Below are 20,841 nucleotides of genomic sequence, written 5' to 3'. Positions count from 1 at the left end.
CGGCGGGTTCCGCCGCCCGTCCCCCGGAGCGTGCGTCCCCCGCCGCCCGCGCGCCTCCCGGGTGGCCGCAACGGACGCACCCCTTCACTCCTTGCGGCGGAGCGGGCGGCGGCTACGGCGTGTCGGCTCGCCCCGGCGGCTTCGACCACGGCCACCGGGGCGCCTCCTTCTGCCGCCCCCCGGGCACGTAGACGTACTTCCAGCCGCGCGGCAGCCCCAGCCGCTTGCCGTACCCGGCGGGCTCCCGTTGATACGCGTACACGACATCCGGCCCCCCGCCCTCCTGGGGCACGGGCACTTCGTACCACTTCGGCGGCTGCCCGGTGACCCCGAGCACCACGTCGACGACCTGCCCGTCCATGGGCCCCCCGACGAACGGGGTCATCTCACTTCGCACACTCCCAGTGTCCTACGCGCCGCGCCGGATGCTCTTCAGGAGCCTCGGCCATCCGGGCCGCGCCCGGCGACCTGATGTTGTCGGCGGTCCGCGGACCGCCTGTGGCTGTTCGCGCGGAACGGGGGACCCCAGTGCCACCTGGATTGCCCTCCTGACCGCCCTCGGAGAGAGCCGGCACCCCCTTTTTTTCAGGGGCGGTGAGCGGGAGAGCTTTTGGGGGGCACGGGGAACTGCGCGACAAGCCCACCACGGTCCGCGGACCGCGAACGAGATCAGGCCGCCGGGCGCTGCCGGGTAGTCGGCGCTGCCGGGGAGGGCCGAGGCGCTGGGGGTCCCCCCACTCCCTTCGGGCCCAGGGGGGAGCACGGTGGCCGGGGGCACCCCCAGCGGTAGCCGGGGAGGCACACGAGCCCGGCCTGATCCGAGAGAGACGGCCTAGAGATGGACGTGGTAGACGATCGGGGGGCGGCCCGTCTGGCCCTGTTGGCGCCAGCCCGTGGGGACCGCGACCCCCGCCCGTTCCAGGCGTTTGAGTATGCGGCGCGCGGTCCGCTGCTGGACCGAGAGGCGTTCGGCGACGAGATGTGTGGTGAGGCCGTCGCCGGGGCCTTCGGCGATGAGGGCGCGGAGGCTGTCGAGGGTCTTGGGGTTGAGGCCGGTGCGCCGGGCCAGGGTCGCGCCGGTGGCGGCGCCCCCGGAGCCCGGAGCGGCCTCGGGCGGCGGCGCGGTCTCGGGGCCGATGACGATGTCGACGTCGTCCTTCATGCAGACGACGGCGGCGACGGGCCCGACCGCGCGGGCCCGGGCGACGGCCCGGGAGGCGAGTGCCTGGGCCTCGGCGGCCGTACGCCCGAGGCCGAAGCCGATGCGTACGGCGCCGTGCCGGGCGGAGAGGGCGTCGAGGAAGGGCAGCCGGGTGAATCCGGCGGTCACCTCCTCCAGGACGCCTTTGGTGGTGACGACCAGGGGCCGCCCGTCGGGGAGCCGGGCCAGGCTGCCGCCCGGCATCCGCAGGTCTTCGGCGAGGGCGCGGGCGACGGGGGTGCCGCCGCCGTCGTACGGCTCGTCCGGTTCCGGGGAGGCTTCCACGATTCCCAGGGCCACCTGCGCGTCCCCGCTGTGGACGCCCGCCGTGGCGAGCAGCAGGGCCTGGAGTGTGGCGCGGATGGAGTGCCGCGACGGGGAGAGCCGTACGGCGTGGAGTTCGTGTTCCATCAGCTGGTACGCGGAGCCGAGGCAGGTCACGGCGACCCGGGTGCCCTTGCGGTCGCGGGCGTCGCGGTGGAAGTCGGCGAGGTCGTTCGAGGTCAGCCCGGGGCGGTAGGGCAGGACGCGGACGTGTTCGGTGGGCAGCATGGCCTCGGTCAGGGTCTCCATGACCTCGGCGCGGCCGAGGGTGTCGATGGAGAGCCGGGAGACGTCGTGGCCGAGCCGGAGGAGTTCGACCAGGGCGCGCAGCAGGGTCGCGCCGCTGTACGGGACGTACATCGCGGGCCGGTCGAGGAGTCCGGCGGCCTCGGCGACGGCGTAGGGGGCGATCCCGGTGAAGAGGAGCGCGTCGGTCTCGGTCCCGGCGCGGGCGACCACTTGCGCGGTCCGCTCCTCGTGCCGGCAGGGGTAGGGCCGCAGTCGGCGTGCCCCGCATTCGGTGCCCACCGCGAGGACCTTGCGCACCAGGTCCTCGGGGCCGATCACACCGACCGTCGTCGCCATCGGCCGGTCTCCCGTCTCGCCTGGGCGGAGGGGGTGCCGTCGCCGCCCCGCCGCCGTGGTCCTGGTGTCGTACCGGGCTGTGGCGGCCGGTGTCCCGGCGGCCGGTGGGCCGGTGTCGTGCGCAGGCGGCCCCGGCCCAAGATAGTGCCCGTCCGGGGCCCTCGGTAAGCGCCCCTGGGACGTATCGCGCCCCGGCCGCGGGCGGTCACGGGGTGGGCCCGGCGGCCGGGCCGAGTACGGCTTCGACCCGCCGGGCGAGGGTGGCGGCGGGCCCGTCGGGCGTCTCCCGGTCCAGGAGCGCGCGGACGGTCCGGGCGGTCTCGGGGTCGGTCGCGGCGGTCGCGGCGAGGAGGGCGGCCAGATGGTCCACGAGCCAGTCGCGGAGTTCGGGCGCGGGGGGCTGTTTCCGTTCGTCGAGCCAGATCAGGGACGCGGCTTCGACGGCGGCGATCCAGGTGCGGACCGCCATCCGGAGCCGGGGTCCGGGCTGTTCGGCGCCGAGGTGGCGGAGGATCTGTTCGGCGGCGGCCCGGCGGACCTCGTCGACGATCGCGGTGGTCCGGGAGGTCTCGGCGACGCTGCCGCCGCGCAGCAGGGCGCTGAATCCGGCGTCGTGGGAGTCCACGAAGGAGAGATAGCGGTCGACGATCCGGGCGAGGCGTCCGGTGGGCGGCCCGGCCTGGGGTTCGGCGAGGCATTCCTTCAGCTCGTCGGCGGCGGAGCGCAGGGCCGACTCGTAGAGCTGCTGTTTGCCGCCGGGGAAGTACCGGTAGACGAGGGGCCGGGAGACCCCGGCGGCCTCGGCGACGTCGTCCAGGGAGACGTCCTCGGGCGGCCGGTGGGCGAAGAGGTCGAGGGCGGCGTCGAGCAGTTGCGTTCGGCGTTCCTCGACCCCGAGCCGCCGGTAGGCCCGGGTCGCCGCCGGCGCGGGACTGGTCATGTCCGCAGCGTATCGGGAGGCCCTGGCACCCGAGGAGGCGGGGAACCCTCCCCGCCCTGCCCGGCACGGGGCCGCCGTGACGTCAACACACGGGTTCCGGTCACCCGTTCGGCCGATGCCGGGCGGATCGGGCCGGGTACGCCGGTCGGGACGGGCAGACTCCGCCGCACGGAGCACCGGTGAGCGCCGCACGCGATGACGCGCAGGACAGGTACGTATGGCCTCGTCCGCCGGCCGGTGGCTGGACGGCGGACGATCTGGACCGGCTTCCCGACCTGCCTCCGCATACGGAGCTGATCGACGGGAGTCTCGCCCTCATGAGTCCGCGGGCCGATTTCCCTATGGCCACCCTCCGCTTACTGGAGCACGGACTGGTGGCCTGCGCGCCCGGAGATCTGTATGTCGTCCGGGAGATGACGATCCGGCTGGACCGGCGGAACCGTCCCGAGCCCGGATCTCATGGTGGTGCCGCGCGGTGCGCGCCGGAATCGGCAGCAGACCTGGTACGCGCCCGAAGACCTGCTGCTGGCGGTGGAAATCGCCTCGCCGGACTCGGAGGAGCGAGATCGCGAGGTCAAGCCCCTCAAGTACGCCCGGGCGGGCATTCCCCACTTCTGGCGGGTCGAGCAGGTCAATGAGGCGCCCGTCGTCCATGTCTACGAACTCGATCCGGCCACCCGTTCGTATGCGGTGACGGGTATTCATCACAAGCAGCTCAAGCTCGATCTGCCGTTCCCGATCGACATCGATCTGACCCGGGACCTGTGAGCCCGATCCCGGCGCCGGGCCCCGTCACGCCTCCGGTGGCGGGAACGAGCGGCCGAGGGTGAAGGCGTGCGGGGTGGGGCCTTCCGTCCGGAGGTGGACGAGGCGGGCTTCCGCCTCGGTGACCGTGGGGCGGTGGCCCGCCGGGACCCACCAGAGGGCCGACATCGCCTCGCGGACCCGCTCGAACCAGTCATGGCGGCGGCTGAGGAGTTCGCGGTGCTGGCCGGCGTACATGAACGTGGTCAGGGCGTCCTTGTCGCGCCAGACGGACATGTTGACCAGGATCCACTCGTCGTCGAAGACGTGGATCTCGGTGGCGTCGCCGCCGTCGTCGTCGGCGAGCCGCCAGACGAAGCCGTCGGCGGCGTCGGCGACCGCGTTCACCGGGTCGAGGGCTTCGGCGAAGTCCTTCAGCTGCGGGGAGTCGGGGGGGAATTCGAGGCGGGCTGTGTTCACCCGGGCCGGTTCGTAGGAGGTCATGGACCGAACGTCAGGCCGGGTCCGGGGTCCGCAAACAGTCCCTGTCCACATGGAGGACGCCGCTCCGGCGGGGCCGGGGACGGAGGCCGAGGTCAGCGGGTCGGCGGTGTTTCCAGTACGGCGCTCATCACCGCGCGGGCGATCGGTGCCGCGCTGCCGTTGCCGCTGACCCGGCCCCGGATCGCCTCCGCGTCCTCGACCACGACGGCGATCGCGACCCCGGGCTGGACCGCTTCGTCGCCCTGGGCCCAGGCGATGAACCAGGCGTAGGGGATGCCGGTGTTGTCGGGGCCGTGCTGGGCGGTGCCCGTCTTGCCGCCGACCCGGGCGCCCCGGATCGCCGCGTTCCGGCCGGTGCCGTCCTCGACCACCCGGATCATCAGCCGCTGGAGCCGGTGCGCGGTGGAGGGGTTCATGGCCTGGCGGTAGTGGCGCTGGTGGTACTGGCGTACGGTACGGCCTCCGGCGGTGGTGACCCGGTCCACCAGATAGGGCCGCCGGAGCTGGCCGCCGTTGGCCACGGCCGCGGCGACCATCGCCATCTGGAGCGGGGTCGCGGTGGTGTTGAACTGGCCGATGGAGGAGAGCGCGACCTGGTCGACGGACATCCGGGTGTCGAAGTTCGACGGCGCGACCCGGGCCGGGATCCGCAGCGACCGGTCGTTGAAGCCGAAGCTCTCCGCCGTCCGCAGTATCGCCGGGAGTCCGGTCCGCGCGCCCAGCGCCGCCATCACCGAGTTGCACGACCACTGGACGGCGTAGGCGAGGGACGCGCCGCCGCAGCCCTCGGTCGCGTCCGGGAGCCGGGTCCTGGTGCCCGGCAGGACGTACGGCTCCGGGGTGTCCGTCGGCGCGTCCACGTTCCGGACCAGGCCCGCGTCCAGGGCCGCCGCCGCTGTGACGATCTTGAAGGCGGAGCCGGGGGGATAGGTCTGGCGGATCGCCCGGTTGAGCATCGGCTGGGTGGCCGCCGAGGTGAGCCGCCGCCAGGCCGCCCGGGTCGCCGGGCCGGTGCCCGACAGCTCCCCGGGGTCGTAGGAGGGGCTGCTGACCAGGGCCAGGATCCGGCCGGTCGAAGGTTCGAGCGCCGCGACGGCGCCCCGGCGGCCCGCGAGCCCCCGGAACGCCGCCTCCTGGGCGGCCGGTTCGATGGTGGTGAAGACCTTGCCGCCGGGCCGCCGCGACCGGGTCAGGTCGTTCCAGAGGGGGATCGCCGAGAGCAGCGGGTCGGCGCCGGAGAGCGCCGCGTCCTCGGTGTGCTCGACCAGGGACGTGCCGTACGTCTGCGAGGCGTAGCCGGTCACCGGCGCGTACATCGGCCCCTGCGGGTAGACCCGTTCGAAGCGGAGCTGTTCCCGGGTGTCGCGGGATCCGGTGATCACCCGGTCCCCGGCGAGGATGTCGCCGCGCGGCTCGGCGTACCGGGCGATCGGGCCGCGCCGGTTGGCCGGATTCCGGTCCAGTTCGGGGGAGTCGACGACCTGGACCCGGGCCGCGTTGACCAGCAGCGCCGCCAGCAGCAGCAGACAGAGACCGGCCGCCCGCCGGATCGGGCGGATCACCGGCCCGTCCCCCGGCCCGCCGCCCCGCCCGCCGCCCCGCCGGGTTCGCCGGTGGGCAGCGGGGAGCGGGCCGCCGCCGGATCGGGGCCGTCCGGGAGGGGGTCGCGGGCCGCGTCGCTGAGCCGGATCAGCAGCGCCACGATGATCCAGTTGGCGACCACGGACGAGCCGCCCTGCGCGAGGAACGGCATCGCCATGCCCGTCAGCGGGATCAGCCCGGTCACCCCGCCGGTGATCACGAAGACCTGGAGCGCCACGATCGAGGCGAGCCCGACCGCGAGCAGTCGCCCGAAGTCGTCGCGGAGCCCGAGGCCCGCCCGGTAGCCGCGGGCCACCAGCAGGGCGTAGAGCAGGATCAGCGCCACCAGCCCGGCGAGCCCCAGCTCCTCGCCCGCCGTGGCGAGGATGAAGTCCGACTTGGCGGCGAAGCCGATGAGGACGGAGTGGCCGAGGCCGAGTCCGGTACCGAGCAGCCCGCCCGCGCCGAACGCGAACAGGGACTGGGCGATCTGGTCGGGCCCCAGGCCCGCGTCGATCGAGGCGAAGGGGCGGAGCCAGTCGTCGACCCGGCCGTGGACATGGGGTTCGAGAGTGCCGACCGCGTACGCCCCCGCCGAGGCCAGCGCCAGCCCGGCCAGGATCCAGCCGGTCCGGCCCGTGGCCACGTACAGCATCAGCACGAAGAGGCCGAAGAAGAGCAGGGACGTACCGAGGTCCCGCTCCAGGACCAGGACGCCGACGCTGAGCAGCCAGACCGTGACGACCGGGCTCAGGACCCGGGCGGGCGGCAGCCGGAAGCGGCGCAGCCCGCGCCCGCGCGCGGACAGGGTGCGGTGGTTGGCGGCGAGATAGGCGGCGAAGAAGACCGCCAGCAGGATCTTGGCGAACTCGCCGGGCTGGAAGGACAGGGCGCCGAGCCTGATCCAGATCCGGGCCCCGTTCACCGGCGGGAAGAGGATCGGCAGCACCATCAGGGCGAGGGCCGTGACGACGGAGACATAGGCGTACCGGGCCAGGATCCGGTGGTCCGGCAGCAGCGCCACGACGACCGTGAAGAGCCCGACGCCGAGGGCCGACCAGACGAGTTGCGCGGGGGCGGCGACCTCGCCGGGGGTGTCGAGGTCGAGCCGGTAGATGAGGACCAGCCCGAGGCCGTTGAGCAGGACGGCGATCGGCAGCAGAAGGGGATCGGCGCGGGGGGCGCGCAGCCGGACCGCGAGATGGGCGACCAGGGCGAGGGCGCCGAGCCCGGCGGCGTAGCCGAGGACGTCGGGCGGTACGGAACCGCCGCGTCCGAGACCGACGGCGGCATAGCCGAAGACGGGGATCCCCACCGCGCCGACCAGCAGACAGAGTTCGGCGCCGCGCCGCCCGGGGGGTGCCGGGGGATCCTCCGGTACCGGGCCCGTTTCCCGCCCCGTTCCCCGGCCTGTCGCGGTGTGCGCGCCGGGGCCGGGGTCTGCGCTTGCGGTCATGCGGGGAAACGTAGCAAGAGCCGAGGTTTATGTCCGTTATGTATGAGGGGTGTGCGCGTCCGGGGGTACGAGTCCGACGGGTCCCGTACGGCGGCTCTACGGCTCTACGGCTCTCAGTCGAGGGCGCCGGTGCCGCGCGGCAGCTCCAGCCGGGCCAGCGCGCCGCCCTCCGGCGGGTTGTGGAACGTCAGCGCCGCGCCCAGGACCGACGCCTGGCCCACGGCGATCGTCAGCCCGAGACCGTGGCCCTTCGCGCCGCCCTCGGTCCGGAACCGTTCGGGCCCGTGGTCGAGCAGATACGCCGGATAGCCGGGACCGCCGTCCTGGACCGTGACCACCGGCCCGTCGACCGACAGCACCACCGGTTCGGCGCCGTGTCCGTGCGCGTTGGCCACCAGATTGCCCAGGACCCGTTCCAGCCGCCGCCGGTCCGTCTCCACCAGCGCGTCCCGGACGACCCGGACCTCCGTCGCGGTGCCCGACGCGCGGGCCACCCGCTCGGCCAGTACCCCCATCTCGTACAGGGCCAGGTCGACCGTCTCGCGGCCCGCGTCCAGCCGGGAGATCTCCAGCAGGTCCTCGGTGAGCGACCGCATCGCCCGGACCCGGTCGCGGACAAGCTCCGCCGGACGGCCGTCCGGCAGCAGTTCGGCCGCCGCCGTCAGACCGGTCAGCGGGGTCCGCAGCTCGTGCGCCACATCGGCGGTGAACCGCTGCTCGCTCAGCAGCTTGTGCTGGAGCGACGAGGCCATGGTGTCCAGCGCCCCGGAGACCGTCGCCACCTCGTCCTGCGGACGGGACGGGTCCTTGGTCCTGGGGTCGTCCACCCGGGCGTCCAGATCTCCGGCGCTGATCCGCCGGGCGACCTGCGCCGTCAGATGCAGCCGCCGGGTCACCCGGGTCACCGCGACGGCGCCCACCAGCAGTGTCGTACCGATCGCCAGACCCGCCGAGCCGAGGATCGCCCGGTCCAGGGTGGAGATGGTCCGCGCGGCGTGGGTGTAGTCGACCCGGACGGCGATGGTCCGGCCGTCGGCCGGGCCCGCCGCCCACATCGTGGGGCGCTCCCGGAACCGGGCGACCATCGTGCCCCGCTCGCCCTTCAGCGCCAGCTCCCGCAGCTCGGCCGGGAGGCCCGGCGAGTCGATCCCGCCGAACTTCGGCAGCGGCTGCCCGGCCTGGTAGGCGGCCGTGACCTCCTCCAGCCGGTCCAGTGCCTTCTGCCGTGAGGTGTCCACGGTCTGCCGGGTCACCCCGACATGGACCAGCACACCGAGCAGGGTGGCCAGGCCGCAGCACATGACGGTGATGAAGAGCGCGGCCTTCCAGGTGAGGGTCGCGGTCCAGCGGGGGCGGCGCGGCCGGAGCCGCAGCCGGGCGCGCGGCCGGAACCCGGGGGAGCCGGGCCGCAGGGGTCGCCGGGGGAGCGGTACGGGCCGGTCGCCACGAGGCGAGCCGGAGCCGAGGCCGGAGGTGGGGTCGGAGCCGAGGCCGGTGGCCGGGTCCGTGCCCCGGTGCGGGTGCGGATGCGGGTGCTTCGGGGGATGGTTCATGGCCGGGGGTCCTCCGCGCCGCCGTCCCCGGTGCCGTCGCCCGAGCCCGGCCCCGTACCCGTCCCCGTACCGCCGCCGGAGCCCGCGGCCGACGCCGAAGCGGTGATCGACGCGCCGGGGGACGGCTTCGAGCCGGCCGACTTGACCTCGACGATCTCGTCCCGGGTCGGCAGCATCGCCTGGTGCTGCGCGTCCCACGACCAGGCCGTGCGGTACTCGTACCCCGGGATCCCCGCCGAGACCGACCGCAGGATGATGTCCCGGCCCGCCACGTCGACGCTCACGAGCTGGTCGGAGGTCGACATGATCCGGGTCAGTACGGAGACGTCCTTCTTGGCGCCGGACATATAGACCCGGACCTCGGTCAGCTGGCTGCCGACCCGGACCCCGGTGATCAGCTCCTCGCGGCCGTCACCGGTCAGATCGATGTAGTACGGCGCCAGCACCGGGCAGGCGCCCGGCTTCGGCGCCGCGCCGTCGGCCCCGTCCCGCAGGGCGTCCTCGCCGCGCTTGCAGGCGTCCAGCCGGGTCAGGATCAGCGGCAGCGGCTCGCCGTCCGGACCGGTGTACGCGGACGGGTTCGCCTTCGCCTCGGCCCGGATCACCTCGATCGGGTCGAGCGCCCTCACTCCGCCCTTCGGCACCCGGACCCCCGGAATGACCAGGGTGTCGATCTCCCCGTAGTCGTACGGCGGCGCGGTCACCGGCGGCAGATCTGGCCAGAGCCGGATGGGACCGGTCGCGGTCGGCGTCGGCCCGTGGCTCCGCAGCTCACCGGCCGTACCGCAGCCGGCCAGCAGCAGCACGGCCGCCCCGGCGGCCACCGCGGCGAGCGGGGCCAGGAGGGCGGGCGAACGGCGAATCCGGCGGATCCGGTGACGGTGCGGACGCAAGGATCTCCTCGCCGGGTGCGGGCGGTACGGAACGGGCGGGCGGTCGGGGCTACGAGACCCCCGTCAACCATATGAGATGTCCGACCGACCCCCCGGCCCCGTCCGCCCGCCGGACGGACACCACACCCGCACCCAGGACCACCGGCCCCGGCTTCTGCGAGTCCCGGCCTGCCGCGGTGGCGTCAGCGCTGGTACGGGTTGCCCGACTGGCCGGGGCCGCCCGGCCGGCCCGGGTCGCCGCCCTGCTGGAAGGGGTTGCCCGACGCGAACGGGTTCGCCTGCTGCGGCCCGCCGTACCCCGGGGCACCGCCCGGCGCGCCACCCGGCACCGCCCCGCCCGTCGCCGCCTGCGCCTGCAACGCTTCCGCCTGCTGCTGGTTCAGCTGCGACTCGGCCCCGCAGAAAGTGCACTGCGTGCCGTACTTCGTCGAGAACGGGAACAGCGGCACGAAGAAGAGCGTGAACTTCGAGACCCGCTTGCGCAGGGTGTGCGCCGCCGGATTGCCGCACTGGCCGCACACCAGCGTCACTATCGCGAGCTGGTACAGATACCCCTTGGTACCAAAGATGATCATTAAAGGTTCCTCCCGTTAAGCGCCTGTCGGCACAGGGCCAGCAGCCTCTCGTCCCTCACGATGTCATGACTGCCATATCCTCCGTCTATCGCGTTGTGGCGGCGGACGTACGACAGCTCCGACCGCAGCAGCGCCGCCGCGCCCCCCGGCCACGACCGGCCCGGTTCCCCGGCCCCCGGCTCGGACGCCGTCCGCGACAGCAGCTCGGCCGTCGCGATCCGGGTCGCCGGAAGCGACTCCCACGCCGTCCGCAGGACCGGCCACGACCTGTCCGCGTCCCCGGTCACCGCCCACAGCGCGTGCGCGGCGTCCACCCGGGTCCACGGATCCGCCGCCGACAGCAGCGGTACGAGAGCGGGCGCCGCGCCCGAGGCGGCCCGGCCCATCGTGCCCACCGCCTCCGCCGCCACCCGCCGGGCACCCTGGTCCCGCGACATCAGCGCCCCCCGCAGCACCGGAAGCACCGCGTCCGCGTCGCCCTCCACGGCCCACAGCGTCGCCGCCACCTTCGCCCCGAACGCCACCGGCAGCGCGTCCCCCCGGGCCGCGTCCGCCAGCAGGGCCCGCAGATCCGGCGCCGCGTCCGCCGCCTTCGGCCCGAACGCGGTCAGCGCCCGCAGCACCAGCTCGACCACCCACTCCCGCCGGTAGGCGGGCGCGCCCCGCAGCACCCGCAGCACCTCCGGCATGGCCTCCGTCGCCCGCAGCGCCTTCAGCGCCCACAGCAGCGACCCGGCGTGGTCGTACAGCCGGTCGTCCAGCGGTACGGCGCCCAGCCGCTCGCGCAGCACCGGTACGAGCGGCGCCGCCGCCGCGCCCAGATGCCCCACCGCGTAACCCAGGTCCCGGGGCGCGTGCTCCCGCTCCAGCAGCCGCAGCAGGACCGGCACCGCCCGGGGGTCCCCGGTCCTGGCCAGCGTCACCAGGGCCCGGCTCAGCGCGTCGGGACCCTCCGCCCACCGCCGCACCCAGCGGTCGGGGCCGCACCGCACATAGTCGGCGAGGGCGTCGGCGGCGGGCTCCGCCAGCCGGTGCAGATCCTCCAGCGCCGCCACCGCAGCGTCCGCCAGCCGGGGCTCCTCGTCGTCGAGCTGGTCGCCGATCAGGCTCACCAGCTCGTCGTAGTCCCCGCGCCAGGTCCGCATCAGCCCGCCGCTCATCCGGACCGCGTCGATCCGCTGCCCCCAGTCGGGGCTGCACAACTGGTCCGCCAGCAGCGCTATCCGGTCGTCGACCCGGTCGCCGAGCCCCGCGTGGAGGGTCCGCAGCAGGTCGCCCGTATACGGCGCGACCCGGCCGACCCGGCTGGTCTCCCGGTACTCGCGCAATCGCCCGGCCGCCGACTGCTGGGCCGGGGTCGCCGGGGCCTGCGGCGGCATCGCCCGCCCCGTCGGACCCGTCACCCGGCCCGCCCGCAGCTCCCGCAGCAGCCCCGTCACCCCGGGCACCACATCTGCGGGCAGGGTGTCCGGCGCGCACCGGGCGAGCTGGGCGATCGCGGAGAGCCTGAGCCCCGGATCGTACGAACGCCCCGGGATCCGCCCGCCGCCCGGAGGGCCCAGGACCGTGCCGCGTACCCCGTTCGACGCCGGGCCCCGGCCGCCCCCGGCCCCGCCCGTACCGTCCGGTCCCGGCCCCTGGGCCGCGCGGTTCGGAGGGCCGAGCCGGTACGCGTCGGGGTCGTACACCGACGGCTTGCCGTCGTGCGGGCCGTGCGTCAGGGCCGTCAGCCACTCCACGACCTCCCCCGCCAGCCGGTCGTGCCGCAGGGCGATCCGCCCGCCGGCCTCCACACAGGCGAACCGGACCTCCGGGTCCTGCTCCACCTTCAGCCGCTCCCGCAGCAGCGCCAGCACCAGCGCCGGTTCCTGATGGAACGCGGCCAGCGCCAGCGGCACCGCCAGCCGTACCCCCCGGTCCTCGGAGTCCACCAGCGACAGGAAGACGTCGGAACCGGCCGTCACCGCCGACGCGGCCATCGCGTAGTTGGCCGCCGACTCGAACTCATCGCCTTCCGGGTCCAGCTCGTCGTCGCCGTCCAGCTCGATCCCGCCGATGCTGGTCAGCAGCTCGACGACACCGCCCCGGTCCGGCACCTCCGGATCCGCCACCAGCTCCAGCAGAAACGGTATGCAGGCCAGCGTCGAGTCGTACACATCGCCCTGGTGGTGCACCGCGCCGTACATGCCGTCCAGCGCCGACTCCCGTACCTCGGGATCGGCCGACGCCAGCCCCCGCAGCAGACCGGGCACGTCACCGGCCGGACCGTAGGCATGCTCCAGACCGGTCCACTCGACCTCGTCGATCCCCCCGAACACGCCCGCCTCCTCCCCGAGGCTCCGTCTTCACGAAGCACCACAGGCATACGCCCACAAGGGGTGGATCCACCACCCCGTTCGAACCATTCGTTCGGTGAGAGTGTGCACCACCTACCCGACGCCGAGTCGGTTACGGCCGGACATGGCGAGGTTATTGCCCAGGAGGGCCGGGGACTGGTCCCATGGTCGGGAACGCCACGCCCGGTGGCGGCGGCCGAAGGTGAGGTCATGACGGTGTCACTGCGCGTCACACCGGCAGGCGACCGGCTGTACGTCCGCGCCCGCGACGGCCGGATCGTCGCCTGGTACGACCGCGAGGGCGGCGGCGAGGGCGCCCGGGGCGCCGCCGAGGCTGGCCGGATCCGCCTGGTCCATACGTCACTCCGCGCCGAAGTGCTCGCCGTACTGGCGCCGTACGTCACCGGGGACGTCACGGTCGGGCCCCCGCCCGTACCCACTCCCGCCGAACTGACCCGGCTCGCCCTCCACCCCGACGACGACCTCGCGCCCAACCGGCCCGGCGAGGCCCTCCACGCGGCCCTCGACCACCTTCCGCCGCCCGGCCGGCTCGGCCGCGACCCGCACCGGGCCGCCCGGGCCCGGCTCGCCGCAGAAGAGCGCGTCGGCGCGTCCCTCGACCGGCTCGGCGGGGAGGGCTGGCGGATCCTGCACTCCCTGCCGCTGCCCGGCGGCGACCGGATCGGCCATCTCGCCGTCGGACCGGGCGGCGTCCTCGCCGTCCATACGGTGCCCGCCCGCCGATTACGGGTCGTCGTCGCGAACGGCGAACTGCGTACGAGATTCCGGCTCGACGAAGACGTTCCGCCGCTCCGCCTCGCCCGCCGCCAGGCCGAACGCGCCGCCCACGCCCTGGCGACGGCGGTCCGCGCGGTCCTGGTCGTGGTCGACGCGGCGCGCCTGGAGGTCATCCCGCCCAGGCCGAGGGACGTACGGATACTCCGGGACGCGGACGTCCCGGCGCTGGGCGCGCTCGGCGGCGTCCACAAGCCCGCCGACGTCGAATCCCTCTTCGCCACGGCCCGCGCGCGTCAGACGTGGCACCGGGCGTGACGCGTCCCGCGACTCAGCTCACTGGACGAAGTTCTTGTTGATCAGCAGATCCAGGATGTCGGTGCGGTAGTTGGGGAAGTCCATCGGCACGATGCCGAAGCGGGCCCGCTGGTGCCGCCGGGGGTCCAGATACGAGTAGACGCTCGGGAAGATCTTCTGAGCGCCGATGGAGGGGTTCGGGATGGGCCCCTTCGCGGTGCTGGTGAAGTTGATGAACATCTTGGACGAGTTCGGGTTGAGGAACGCACGGTCGAACTGATCGGCGATCGCCCGCCGCTTCGCGTCGTCCGAGACGTTGTACTGATCCTGGATGTCGCAGTGGTCACCGCCCCAACGGAGGGTCGCCCAGGGGTGGTCGAAGTTGGTGAGCAGGACGACCTTCCCCCGGGCCTGCCCCAGGGTCGGCCACGACGGATCGGTCCGGAAGATCGAGCGGAAGTTCATGGACGGGTCGTCCATATGCCAGTTGAAGCGGCGCATGAACTCATTCGCGTTCAGCTTGTTTCCGCCGCTGTATTCGTTCTTGACCCGCATCACGACGACCTCACGCGGATTGTCGCGGAGGAAGTTCTGGCAGTCGCGGAGCACGTCCTGGTAGCGCTTGTACATATAAACAGGGCCGTGGTAGAGCCCCATTTCGTGCTGGGTCCCCGCCAGGCCGTTCAGCCGGATATCGAGAAATCTGATGCCGTTGCCGAGCTGCGTCGGCAGATCCCAGTCCTGGCACTTGGGTACGGAGCCCCCGGTGACGGAGCAGGTGTTGTGGGTACCGGGGATCGTCAGACCGGTGATCGGCAGACTGCTGGAGAGCGAGCCCATCCAGGACCGGTAGGCCCAACTCGCGGCACTGGCCGGAGCCGAGGCACCGAGCACCGATGCGGTGGCGAGGCCGCCGGCGCCGGCGCCCCACTTCAGAACGTTACGACGGGTAGGGCTCATCCACGCACTCCAGTTCGTTCCGGTGTGGTCGTTCATCACACGGCCGAAAAAAGGGCCGAACCCGGCCGCGCCAACTCTCACGCGCCCCTGCTCCGCCCCGTTTTCCGGCAGGGGTGATACGGCCATCCGGTCACACCAGTACGGCCGTTCCCCCCGATGATCCGTTCGGTGGAAGAGAGGGGGCACCGCCCCCGGAGGTTGCCTCCCGCTGGCCCTAGTTCCACCCGTCGAGTGATACCTGAGAGTTGCCGCCCAAGTACTGATGCAGGGCGCTGGCGGTGGTGTCCACGAAGTTCTCGGGGACAGCGTCGGCGTCGATCCAGCGGACCTGGGAGTGCTTTCGTGGTTCGCGGTTCTCGGTTTCGCCGGTCCATTCGTGTGCGGCGAAGACGACGGTGAGGAAGCCGTTGGGGGCTTCGACGCCCCAGGCGCCGTGGATGATGTGGGCGACCTTGAGGGACTCGGGCTTCACCTTGATGCCGGTCTCCTCGTAGAGCTCGCGGACCGCGGTTTCGGTGATGGGCTCGCCCGGTTCGCTCTTGCCGACGGGGAGGTCCCACATTCCCTGGGCGAACTTCGCGTTCTCGCCGCGCTGGAGGAGAACGACACGGTTGGCCGCCTTGTCGTGGACGATGACGGCGGCGACCAGCAGAGTCATCGATTCGAGCGCCGGCTTGAGAGCCTTCGGCTGTTCGTCGGTCTGCTGGGCCACGATGTTCCTCTCGTCGGGCGGGTCGTTGGGCATGTTAGGCGAGGGCTTCGCGGGCGCGGCGGGCGAGATCGGCGGCGCCGGGTACTTTGCGCCGCTGGTAGACCGCGAGAGTGGAGCGGATCGAAGTGATCGCCTTCCGGGTCCGGTCTGAGGTCATGCCCTCCATCAGGACCAGGGCCTGGCTCCAGGCGGCGACGGCTTCGTCGGCGCGGGCCTGGGCGGCGAGGCTGTCGCCGAGGTCGGCGTGGGTGAGGGCATGGACGCGCTTGTACTTCACGGGGTCCCAGCGGGTGAGGGCATCTCGGTGCTGCTGCTCGGTGCCGATGTGGTCGGCGAGGTCGGTCAGGGTACGGGCGGTGTGGCTGGCCACTGTGCCGGCGGCGGGGCCGCTCACGCGGGAGTAGCTGGGCTGGGGGCCGTTGTCGCGGAGAAGGGCGTCCTCGGCTGCGAGGAGGGCGCGTGCGGCCGACGGGTTCTCGTCGGTGGCGGCGTAGGCGCGGGCGTGGGTGATGTGGAGGAGCGCCTCGGTCTGGCCGTCGACGTGGCCGAGACCTGCGCGCAGGGCGCCCTCGACGAGGTCGACGCAGTGGTGGGGCTGTTTGAGGCTCAGGGCCTGGTGGGCGAGGGCGCGCATCATCCAGGCGGCGTGGCCGTGGGGGTCGGCTTCGCAGGCGAGCTGGTAGCCGACCTGGTAGTAGCGCTGGGCGGCGCCTTCGTGGCCCAGGTCATGGTGCTTCCATCCTGCGAGGTAGGCGAGTTCGGCGACGGCGCTGAAGGCGGCCCTACGTAAGCCTCCGCTGGGGAAGCGTCCACGCAGCATGGGGGCGGCTGTGTCGGCGAGGTATGCGGTGACAGTTGTCAGGCCGTGTCCACCGCCGAGGCGCTCGTCGGCTGCGCTGAAGGCGGCGGTGATCTGCCGTACGACGTCCACGTCCTCCGCTCCGACCAAGGACCCGCCGGTGCGGGCGCGGAGTATGCGGGTTGTGGCTTCATGGTCGTAGCCGAGCGGCATGGCGACACCGGCGGTGGTGAAGGCCGCGATGGCGAGAAAGCGGCGGTGCTCGACGTCGGCCCGGCCCAGATTGGTGGCGGCGAGGACGGGGTCGGGTTCTGCCGGCTCTTCGGCATCACCGGTCCGGAGGCCGATCTCGGTCTGGGTGACTGTACGACCCGCCCGACGGGACAGCGCCTCGGCCAGGTACTGACCTACCCGACCCGACGGAGCACGAGTGCCGTTCACCCAGTGCGAGACGGCCGACTTGTTGGTCTGAAGGATCTCGCCGTTCTCGGCAGCGATGCGCCGCACGTCTCGGGCGAGGGCCTCGTAGGTGCAGCCAGCCGCGTCGATGACGTCGCGCAGACGGGAGTTGGGGTCTCTCCGAACCGCCACGATCGCCTCCACTGCGGAGCTGTAAACCGCGTATACCGCTTCCACTGCCTTCCACCGTACCCACTGAGCGTGACCACCGGTTCACTTAACAGCAGCCGCCCGGAACGGCACGACCGTGATCCAGGCTCCCCCTTGGTCCGGGCGGCATCCCGAAGTTCCGTACGCCCAAACCGAGCTCGGGCATTCCTGCGCCCGAACCCGGCCGATCAGAGACGGAGACACGGTGACCACCATCGACACCACGGCCATCACGGTCGAGCTGACCGAGGCGTTCGACCCACGCTGGAGCCGCTTGCCCGGAATCCAGGTCGACGGCCGACGCATCACGATCGACCCGGCCGAGTACTTCTTCCGGTTCGAGTCGAACACCTGGCTCGTCGCCGACTGGGAGCTGGTCAAGTCCCAGCTCCTGAACGCGGACGAGACGACCGAGAGTGCGGTCGAGCAGCTCGCGCTCGACTTCATCAAGCAGCACGGCGAGTCCACGTCCGACGCGGCCCGCGTCCTGGTCAACGCGTACGAGGTGTACACCTACCTGTTCCGCGACGAGCACCTGGCCGGCCTCGGTCTGCCACAGATCACCGCCGAACACCTGAGGATCCTCCGCGAGGCGGCCACGCTCATGGCGCTCAACAAGGTGGAGCTCGACGGGCACATCTCCAACATCGGCCCGTGCTGGTTCTTCCCCGCCGCCACCTCCGTCGTCTTCGACCTGGACGACGAGACGGGCGGGATGCTCGACGAGGTCTACCACGGCGGCTGGTTCAACGAGCACCGCCGGATCGAGTCCATCAAGGCCCACGCCGCCCTCGGCGGCCGACTCGTGCACGGCTGCCAGTCCGTGCCGGACCAGTCCGGTGGCGTGGTCGCGCCCTATGGCGCCTCGATGGCCACCTTCCGCGAAGACCTCGCCACGTTCAAGGCGGGCTACATCGAGCAGGTCTACGCCCACCGCGTGAACCCCATCGCGTAACCCACCCGATCAGGCTCCGGGGTGGGCCGGCATCTCCCGCCCACCCCGGACGCCACCATCTCCCGGAGCCCCACGTGACCACGAACCCCAGCGCCGAACTCCTCGGCAACCTGCTCACCGTGGCCGGCCAGACCACCGCCGTACGGGAGGAGGTACGCGTGTGGTCCATGTCCGGCGTCGAGCGCGTCACCTTCTCCGACGGTGCCACGGCCATCTTCAAGTACGCCAAGAAGCCCTTCGACAACGAGGACCAGGCCCTCCGCCTGGCCCACAACTTCGGTGTACCCGTCCCCCAGGTCCAGGCCTCCGCCGTCCTGGACGGCTGGCTCGGCATGCTCATGGAGGACCTCGGACCGTCCATCCGCGAGGCCGACGACTTCGACGGCGTCGCCGCGGCCGTGATCCTGCACGGCACCCGTACGGCTCTGCCCTTGTCCGTACTCGACCAGGAGCGGCTGCGCGCGCTGCCCGCCCAAGCGCTGGAACACCTCGAACGGCTGCGCAAGGCCGACCGATGGCAGGACGCCGACGACGTCAAGGACGCGCTCGACCAGATCGCCGAGGCCGCCGAGGCCCGCTCGGCCGGAGCGACGATGGAACCGTTCGGCTGGGTGCACTCCGAGTTCCACCCCACCAGCCTCCACATCGGCGAGCGCGGTTGGCGGCTGCTGGACTTCGCCCGCGCCTTCACCGGCCCCGGCCTGCTCGACCTCGCCAGCTGGCACGGCACCATCGAGCCCCCGTACTCCGCTCGCCTGGGCGTCTTCCTGGAGCAGTACGTTGCCGCTGGTGGCACTCCCGACGCCCTCGCCCCGCGCGGCGGGCTCACCGCCGAGAGCTGGGCCCTGGGCTGGCACCGCATGTGGGCCGTCGAGTGGTTCCTGGAGCAGTCCATCCGCTGGATCAACGATCCGGCCACCGATCCCGCCTACATCAAGGCCGTCCGCCGCCACCTCGCAGACGTCCTCCACCTCTTGGAGATCTGACGTGCTCGCCCAGGCTTCCCCATGGCACGCCCACGCCCTCCAACGCACCGCCGCCGGACTTGCCGAGCCCCTGTCCGTGCCTGCGCGGATGGAGTGGACCACGAGGCCCGGCCAAGGTCCCGGAGCCGAGATCCTCGGCCCCGACCTGCGCGGCAAGCGGCTCCTGGAACTCGGCTGCGGCCCCGGCCACAACGCCGCCCACCTCGCCACCCGTCATAGCGCCCGTGTCACCGGCGTCGACCTGGTCGGCCTCCAGGTCCGCCGCGCCCGCTCCCACTACGGACGGTTGAACAACCTCACCTTCGTCGCCGACCATGCCCTGTACTACCTGCACGCCTCCGACGAGCAGTTCGACGTGATCTACTCCGTCTTCGGCGCCGTCGGTCTCGTAGCCCCCGAGCTCCTGCTCCCGGCCATTGGCCGGCGCCTCACGACCAGCCGGGTGCTCGCCTTCTCCGTCCCGCACCCGCAGCGCGGCGGCCGAAGCCCTTCCGGCGACGACAGGCATCGCCGCGATTTCATCACCCTTCCCGACCACACCAGGCTCCCCGTCGCCCGCTGGGAGTTCGACATAGCCCGCTGGGAGAAGCACCTCAGCCGGGCGGGCTTCCGGCTCACCTCGGCCCAGGAGTTCCCCGACCCCCGCATGGACCACTGGGCCACCACCCTGCTGATCCGCGCCCGCAAGCTCTGACCAGCCATTCGCCCCGGCTTCCCCTGGAGGAACCGATGCGCCCGCCCTACCTGCTTCTCGACATCGACGGCGTCCTCATACCCTTTCCCGACGAGCACGGCTCGACCCCGGCCACGCACACCCGCCACGATGTCGTCCCCGCCGGCCGGAGAGTCGACAACCCGGTCACCGTCTGGCTCGACCCTGCCCACGGCCCCATGCTCATGGACGTCATTCGTACCGGCCTGGTCACCCCGGTCTGGTGCACCAGCTGGCGCCAGGACGCCACCATCCTCATCGGCCCGCTCCTCGGCCTTCCGCCCCTGTCGTACGTCGATCTCCCACGTCCACGGATCACCACGAGCCACCCCAATGGCTACCTGTGGAAGCGCGACCACGTCGACGTCTGGCTCGGCGACGCCCCCGCCGTCTGGATCGACGACGATTTCACCGGCCTCGACCACGCCTGGGCGGCGGAGCGCACCGCAAGGGGAACACCGACCCTCATCGTGCAGCCGGACCCGTATCTCGGGCTGCAGCCCGAGCACCTGACCGAACTCACGACATGGGTCTCGCAGTTACCCACAGCCCGCGCCGTCTGACGCCTGATACGCCCGGATGTTCCCGCCACGACGCGTGTGGCGGGAACTCAACCGCGAGTGCGAGCTGCTGGTGGCCCGTGGGCTGCGAGGTGGACGTACTGAAGTCCTGGATGTGAGGCCGCGCAGGTCCGGTCGTCCCGTCCGCGTTCTGACGCGGTTGGCGGGGCTAGTCCGCGACGAAGGGTGCGTACCCGACGGGGATCTCACTCACCTGGAGGTCGGAGAAGAGCAAGGTCAGGCTGTGCGCGTTGGTTTCGATGCGTACCTCGTGGAATTCGATGCCGAGAGCCTTCGACCAGTGTCTGGTTGCCTCCGACTCGGGAAGGAGGCGGGCTCCGGGGTGCAGGGCGTGCCACTTGACGCCCCATACGTATCCGTCGAGGTCGGCGCCGGTTTCGTGGTCGATGAGCCGGTCGTCCAAGGAAATCTGCCAGGTCTCCGCCGGAACCGACGTCTCGCACCGGGCCTGGACGCAGTACCGGAAGAGGTAGCGCAGGTAGGACGGTGCGGTGCCGGTACGGGGATCAGCCGTCGCGTAGACGATGACCTCGTAATCACGCATGTAGTTCGTGTATCCGTGGTGCACGACGGCGTGATCGAAGGTCTCGTCCAGTATTCGTGCAAGCGCAGCGGTGTCCATGGCGCCCTTCTACCTCACCGGACGAGACCTGCGACAACGAGATTCGCCCGGATACGGCCTACGCGATCTCGTCGTCGGGGGAGGGGCCGGCGCCGTGTTCGGCCGCGCAGGTGGGGCAGGCGTACTGAACGAGTGGGGGGCCGCTGGCTCGTTCGGTGACGCCGACTATGACGGGGGCTCC

General features: G+C 72.4%; 19 protein-coding genes and 1 pseudogene. 6 read left to right on the top strand and 14 right to left on the bottom strand.

The window, feature by feature from the left end; translation table 11 throughout:
• Positions 1 to 112: 112 nt before the first annotated feature.
• From ABZ714_RS30430 to ABZ714_RS30420, 3 genes are all read right to left on the bottom strand, one after another.
• Positions 113 to 397 carry a hypothetical protein gene (locus ABZ714_RS30430; RefSeq protein ID WP_358828585.1) on the bottom strand — a complete coding sequence of 95 codons (285 nt, stop codon included), beginning with the start codon at positions 395 to 397 and terminating at the stop codon, positions 113 to 115.
• Positions 398 to 832: 435 nt separating this feature from the next.
• Positions 833 to 2,110 carry a hypothetical protein gene (locus ABZ714_RS30425; protein ID WP_358828584.1) on the bottom strand — a complete coding sequence of 426 codons (1,278 nt, stop codon included), beginning with the start codon at positions 2,108 to 2,110 and terminating at the stop codon, positions 833 to 835.
• 205 nt (positions 2,111 to 2,315) lie between these two features.
• Positions 2,316 to 3,050: a TetR/AcrR family transcriptional regulator gene (locus ABZ714_RS30420; protein ID WP_358828583.1), complete on the bottom strand. Its 735-nt coding sequence runs from the start codon at positions 3,048 to 3,050 to the stop codon at positions 2,316 to 2,318.
• 179 nt (positions 3,051 to 3,229) lie between these two features.
• Here ABZ714_RS30420 and ABZ714_RS30415 point away from each other — a divergent pair.
• Positions 3,230 to 3,818: pseudogene (locus tag ABZ714_RS30415) on the top strand (Uma2 family endonuclease).
• A 24-nt stretch (positions 3,819 to 3,842) separates the two neighbouring features.
• Here ABZ714_RS30415 and ABZ714_RS30410 read toward each other — a convergent pair.
• From ABZ714_RS30410 to ABZ714_RS30380, 7 genes are all read right to left on the bottom strand, one after another.
• Positions 3,843 to 4,298 (bottom strand): DUF3291 domain-containing protein, encoded by a 456-nt coding sequence (locus ABZ714_RS30410; RefSeq protein ID WP_358828582.1) that lies wholly within the window; start codon positions 4,296 to 4,298, stop codon positions 3,843 to 3,845.
• A gap of 92 nt (positions 4,299 to 4,390) precedes the next feature.
• Positions 4,391 to 5,860 carry a penicillin-binding transpeptidase domain-containing protein gene (locus tag ABZ714_RS30405; RefSeq protein WP_358828581.1) on the bottom strand — a complete coding sequence of 490 codons (1,470 nt, stop codon included), beginning with the start codon at positions 5,858 to 5,860 and terminating at the stop codon, positions 4,391 to 4,393.
• A complete protein-coding gene (locus ABZ714_RS30400) occupies positions 5,857 to 7,335 on the bottom strand; it encodes an FtsW/RodA/SpoVE family cell cycle protein (protein WP_358828580.1) in 1,479 nt (492 codons plus the stop codon). Before ABZ714_RS30400 ends, ABZ714_RS30405 begins: the two co-directional genes overlap by 4 nt.
• Before the next feature lie 113 nt (positions 7,336 to 7,448).
• On the bottom strand, positions 7,449 to 8,636 hold the full coding sequence (locus ABZ714_RS30395) for a HAMP domain-containing sensor histidine kinase (protein ID WP_358828599.1): 1,188 nt from the start codon (positions 8,634 to 8,636) through the stop codon (positions 7,449 to 7,451).
• Between the two features lie 248 nt (positions 8,637 to 8,884).
• Positions 8,885 to 9,781: a hypothetical protein gene (locus ABZ714_RS30390; protein WP_358828579.1), complete on the bottom strand. Its 897-nt coding sequence runs from the start codon at positions 9,779 to 9,781 to the stop codon at positions 8,885 to 8,887.
• A 182-nt stretch (positions 9,782 to 9,963) separates the two neighbouring features.
• The gene (locus ABZ714_RS30385) at positions 9,964 to 10,356 is read right to left on the bottom strand and encodes a zinc-ribbon domain-containing protein (RefSeq protein WP_358828578.1); all 393 of its coding nucleotides are present in this window, start codon (positions 10,354 to 10,356) and stop codon (positions 9,964 to 9,966) included.
• The gene (locus ABZ714_RS30380; RefSeq protein ID WP_358828577.1) at positions 10,356 to 12,674 is read right to left on the bottom strand and encodes a PBS lyase; all 2,319 of its coding nucleotides are present in this window, start codon (positions 12,672 to 12,674) and stop codon (positions 10,356 to 10,358) included. Before ABZ714_RS30380 ends, ABZ714_RS30385 begins: the two co-directional genes overlap by 1 nt.
• 228 nt (positions 12,675 to 12,902) lie before the next feature.
• Here ABZ714_RS30380 and ABZ714_RS30375 point away from each other — a divergent pair, with 228 nt between their 5' ends.
• Entirely contained in the window at positions 12,903 to 13,745 is an 843-nt protein-coding gene (locus ABZ714_RS30375) for a nuclease-related domain-containing protein (protein ID WP_358828576.1), read from the top strand.
• A gap of 18 nt (positions 13,746 to 13,763) precedes the next feature.
• Here the strand turns inward: ABZ714_RS30375 and ABZ714_RS30370 are convergent, their stop codons facing one another.
• The 3 genes from ABZ714_RS30370 to ABZ714_RS30360 form a co-directional block, all read right to left on the bottom strand.
• Positions 13,764 to 14,684 carry a phosphatidylinositol-specific phospholipase C gene (locus ABZ714_RS30370; protein ID WP_358828575.1) on the bottom strand — a complete coding sequence of 307 codons (921 nt, stop codon included), beginning with the start codon at positions 14,682 to 14,684 and terminating at the stop codon, positions 13,764 to 13,766.
• A gap of 214 nt (positions 14,685 to 14,898) precedes the next feature.
• Positions 14,899 to 15,429 (bottom strand): NUDIX domain-containing protein, encoded by a 531-nt coding sequence (locus ABZ714_RS30365; RefSeq protein ID WP_358828574.1) that lies wholly within the window; start codon positions 15,427 to 15,429, stop codon positions 14,899 to 14,901.
• A gap of 1 nt (position 15,430) precedes the next feature.
• Positions 15,431 to 16,786 carry a tetratricopeptide repeat protein gene (locus ABZ714_RS30360; RefSeq protein ID WP_358828573.1) on the bottom strand — a complete coding sequence of 452 codons (1,356 nt, stop codon included), beginning with the start codon at positions 16,784 to 16,786 and terminating at the stop codon, positions 15,431 to 15,433.
• Positions 16,787 to 17,009: 223 nt separating this feature from the next.
• On the opposite strand from ABZ714_RS30360, the gene ABZ714_RS30355 reads away from it, so the two are divergent.
• The 4 genes from ABZ714_RS30355 to ABZ714_RS30340 all read left to right on the top strand — a co-directional run bounded on the left by ABZ714_RS30355 (position 17,010) and on the right by ABZ714_RS30340 (position 20,020).
• Positions 17,010 to 17,759, top strand: coding sequence for a hypothetical protein (locus ABZ714_RS30355; RefSeq protein ID WP_358828572.1), 750 nt, complete (start codon positions 17,010 to 17,012; stop codon positions 17,757 to 17,759).
• 74 nt (positions 17,760 to 17,833) lie between these two features.
• Entirely contained in the window at positions 17,834 to 18,745 is a 912-nt protein-coding gene (locus ABZ714_RS30350) for an aminoglycoside phosphotransferase family protein (RefSeq protein ID WP_358828571.1), read from the top strand.
• A gap of 1 nt (position 18,746) precedes the next feature.
• The gene (locus ABZ714_RS30345; protein ID WP_358828570.1) at positions 18,747 to 19,439 is read left to right on the top strand and encodes a class I SAM-dependent methyltransferase; all 693 of its coding nucleotides are present in this window, start codon (positions 18,747 to 18,749) and stop codon (positions 19,437 to 19,439) included.
• Between the two features lie 35 nt (positions 19,440 to 19,474).
• The gene (locus ABZ714_RS30340; RefSeq protein ID WP_358828569.1) at positions 19,475 to 20,020 is read left to right on the top strand and encodes an HAD domain-containing protein; all 546 of its coding nucleotides are present in this window, start codon (positions 19,475 to 19,477) and stop codon (positions 20,018 to 20,020) included.
• Positions 20,021 to 20,186: 166 nt separating this feature from the next.
• Here the strand turns inward: ABZ714_RS30340 and ABZ714_RS30335 are convergent, their stop codons facing one another.
• A complete protein-coding gene (locus tag ABZ714_RS30335; protein WP_358828568.1) occupies positions 20,187 to 20,660 on the bottom strand; it encodes a hypothetical protein in 474 nt (157 codons plus the stop codon).
• Positions 20,661 to 20,841: the final 181 nt, after the last annotated feature.

Origin of the sequence: Streptomyces sp. NPDC006798 (genome assembly GCF_040635975.1) — a bacterium.
Lineage (GTDB): Bacteria > Actinomycetota > Actinomycetes > Streptomycetales > Streptomycetaceae > Streptomyces.
Note: the sequence above shows the minus strand (reverse complement) of the source record. Positions and strands in the feature narration are given on the sequence as shown.

What these genes read in the sequence shown, in the direction of transcription:
- ABZ714_RS30370 (WP_358828575.1), bottom strand. Translation starts at nt 14,684, where the DNA reads ATGAGCCCTACCCGTCGTAACGTTCTGAAGTGGGGCGCCGGCGCCGGC.
- ABZ714_RS30365 (WP_358828574.1), bottom strand. Translation starts at nt 15,429, where the DNA reads ATGCCCAACGACCCGCCCGACGAGAGGAACATCGTGGCCCAGCAGACC.
- ABZ714_RS30340 (WP_358828569.1), top strand. Translation starts at nt 19,475, where the DNA reads ATGCGCCCGCCCTACCTGCTTCTCGACATCGACGGCGTCCTCATACCC.
- ABZ714_RS30410 (WP_358828582.1), bottom strand. Translation starts at nt 4,298, where the DNA reads ATGACCTCCTACGAACCGGCCCGGGTGAACACAGCCCGCCTCGAATTC.
- ABZ714_RS30385 (WP_358828578.1), bottom strand. Translation starts at nt 10,356, where the DNA reads ATGATCATCTTTGGTACCAAGGGGTATCTGTACCAGCTCGCGATAGTG.
- ABZ714_RS30400 (WP_358828580.1), bottom strand. Translation starts at nt 7,335, where the DNA reads ATGACCGCAAGCGCAGACCCCGGCCCCGGCGCGCACACCGCGACAGGC.
- ABZ714_RS30335 (WP_358828568.1), bottom strand. Translation starts at nt 20,660, where the DNA reads ATGGACACCGCTGCGCTTGCACGAATACTGGACGAGACCTTCGATCAC.
- ABZ714_RS30420 (WP_358828583.1), bottom strand. Translation starts at nt 3,050, where the DNA reads ATGACCAGTCCCGCGCCGGCGGCGACCCGGGCCTACCGGCGGCTCGGG.
- ABZ714_RS30425 (WP_358828584.1), bottom strand. Translation starts at nt 2,110, where the DNA reads ATGGCGACGACGGTCGGTGTGATCGGCCCCGAGGACCTGGTGCGCAAG.
- ABZ714_RS30395 (WP_358828599.1), bottom strand. Translation starts at nt 8,636, where the DNA reads ATGTGCTGCGGCCTGGCCACCCTGCTCGGTGTGCTGGTCCATGTCGGG.
- ABZ714_RS30375 (WP_358828576.1), top strand. Translation starts at nt 12,903, where the DNA reads ATGACGGTGTCACTGCGCGTCACACCGGCAGGCGACCGGCTGTACGTC.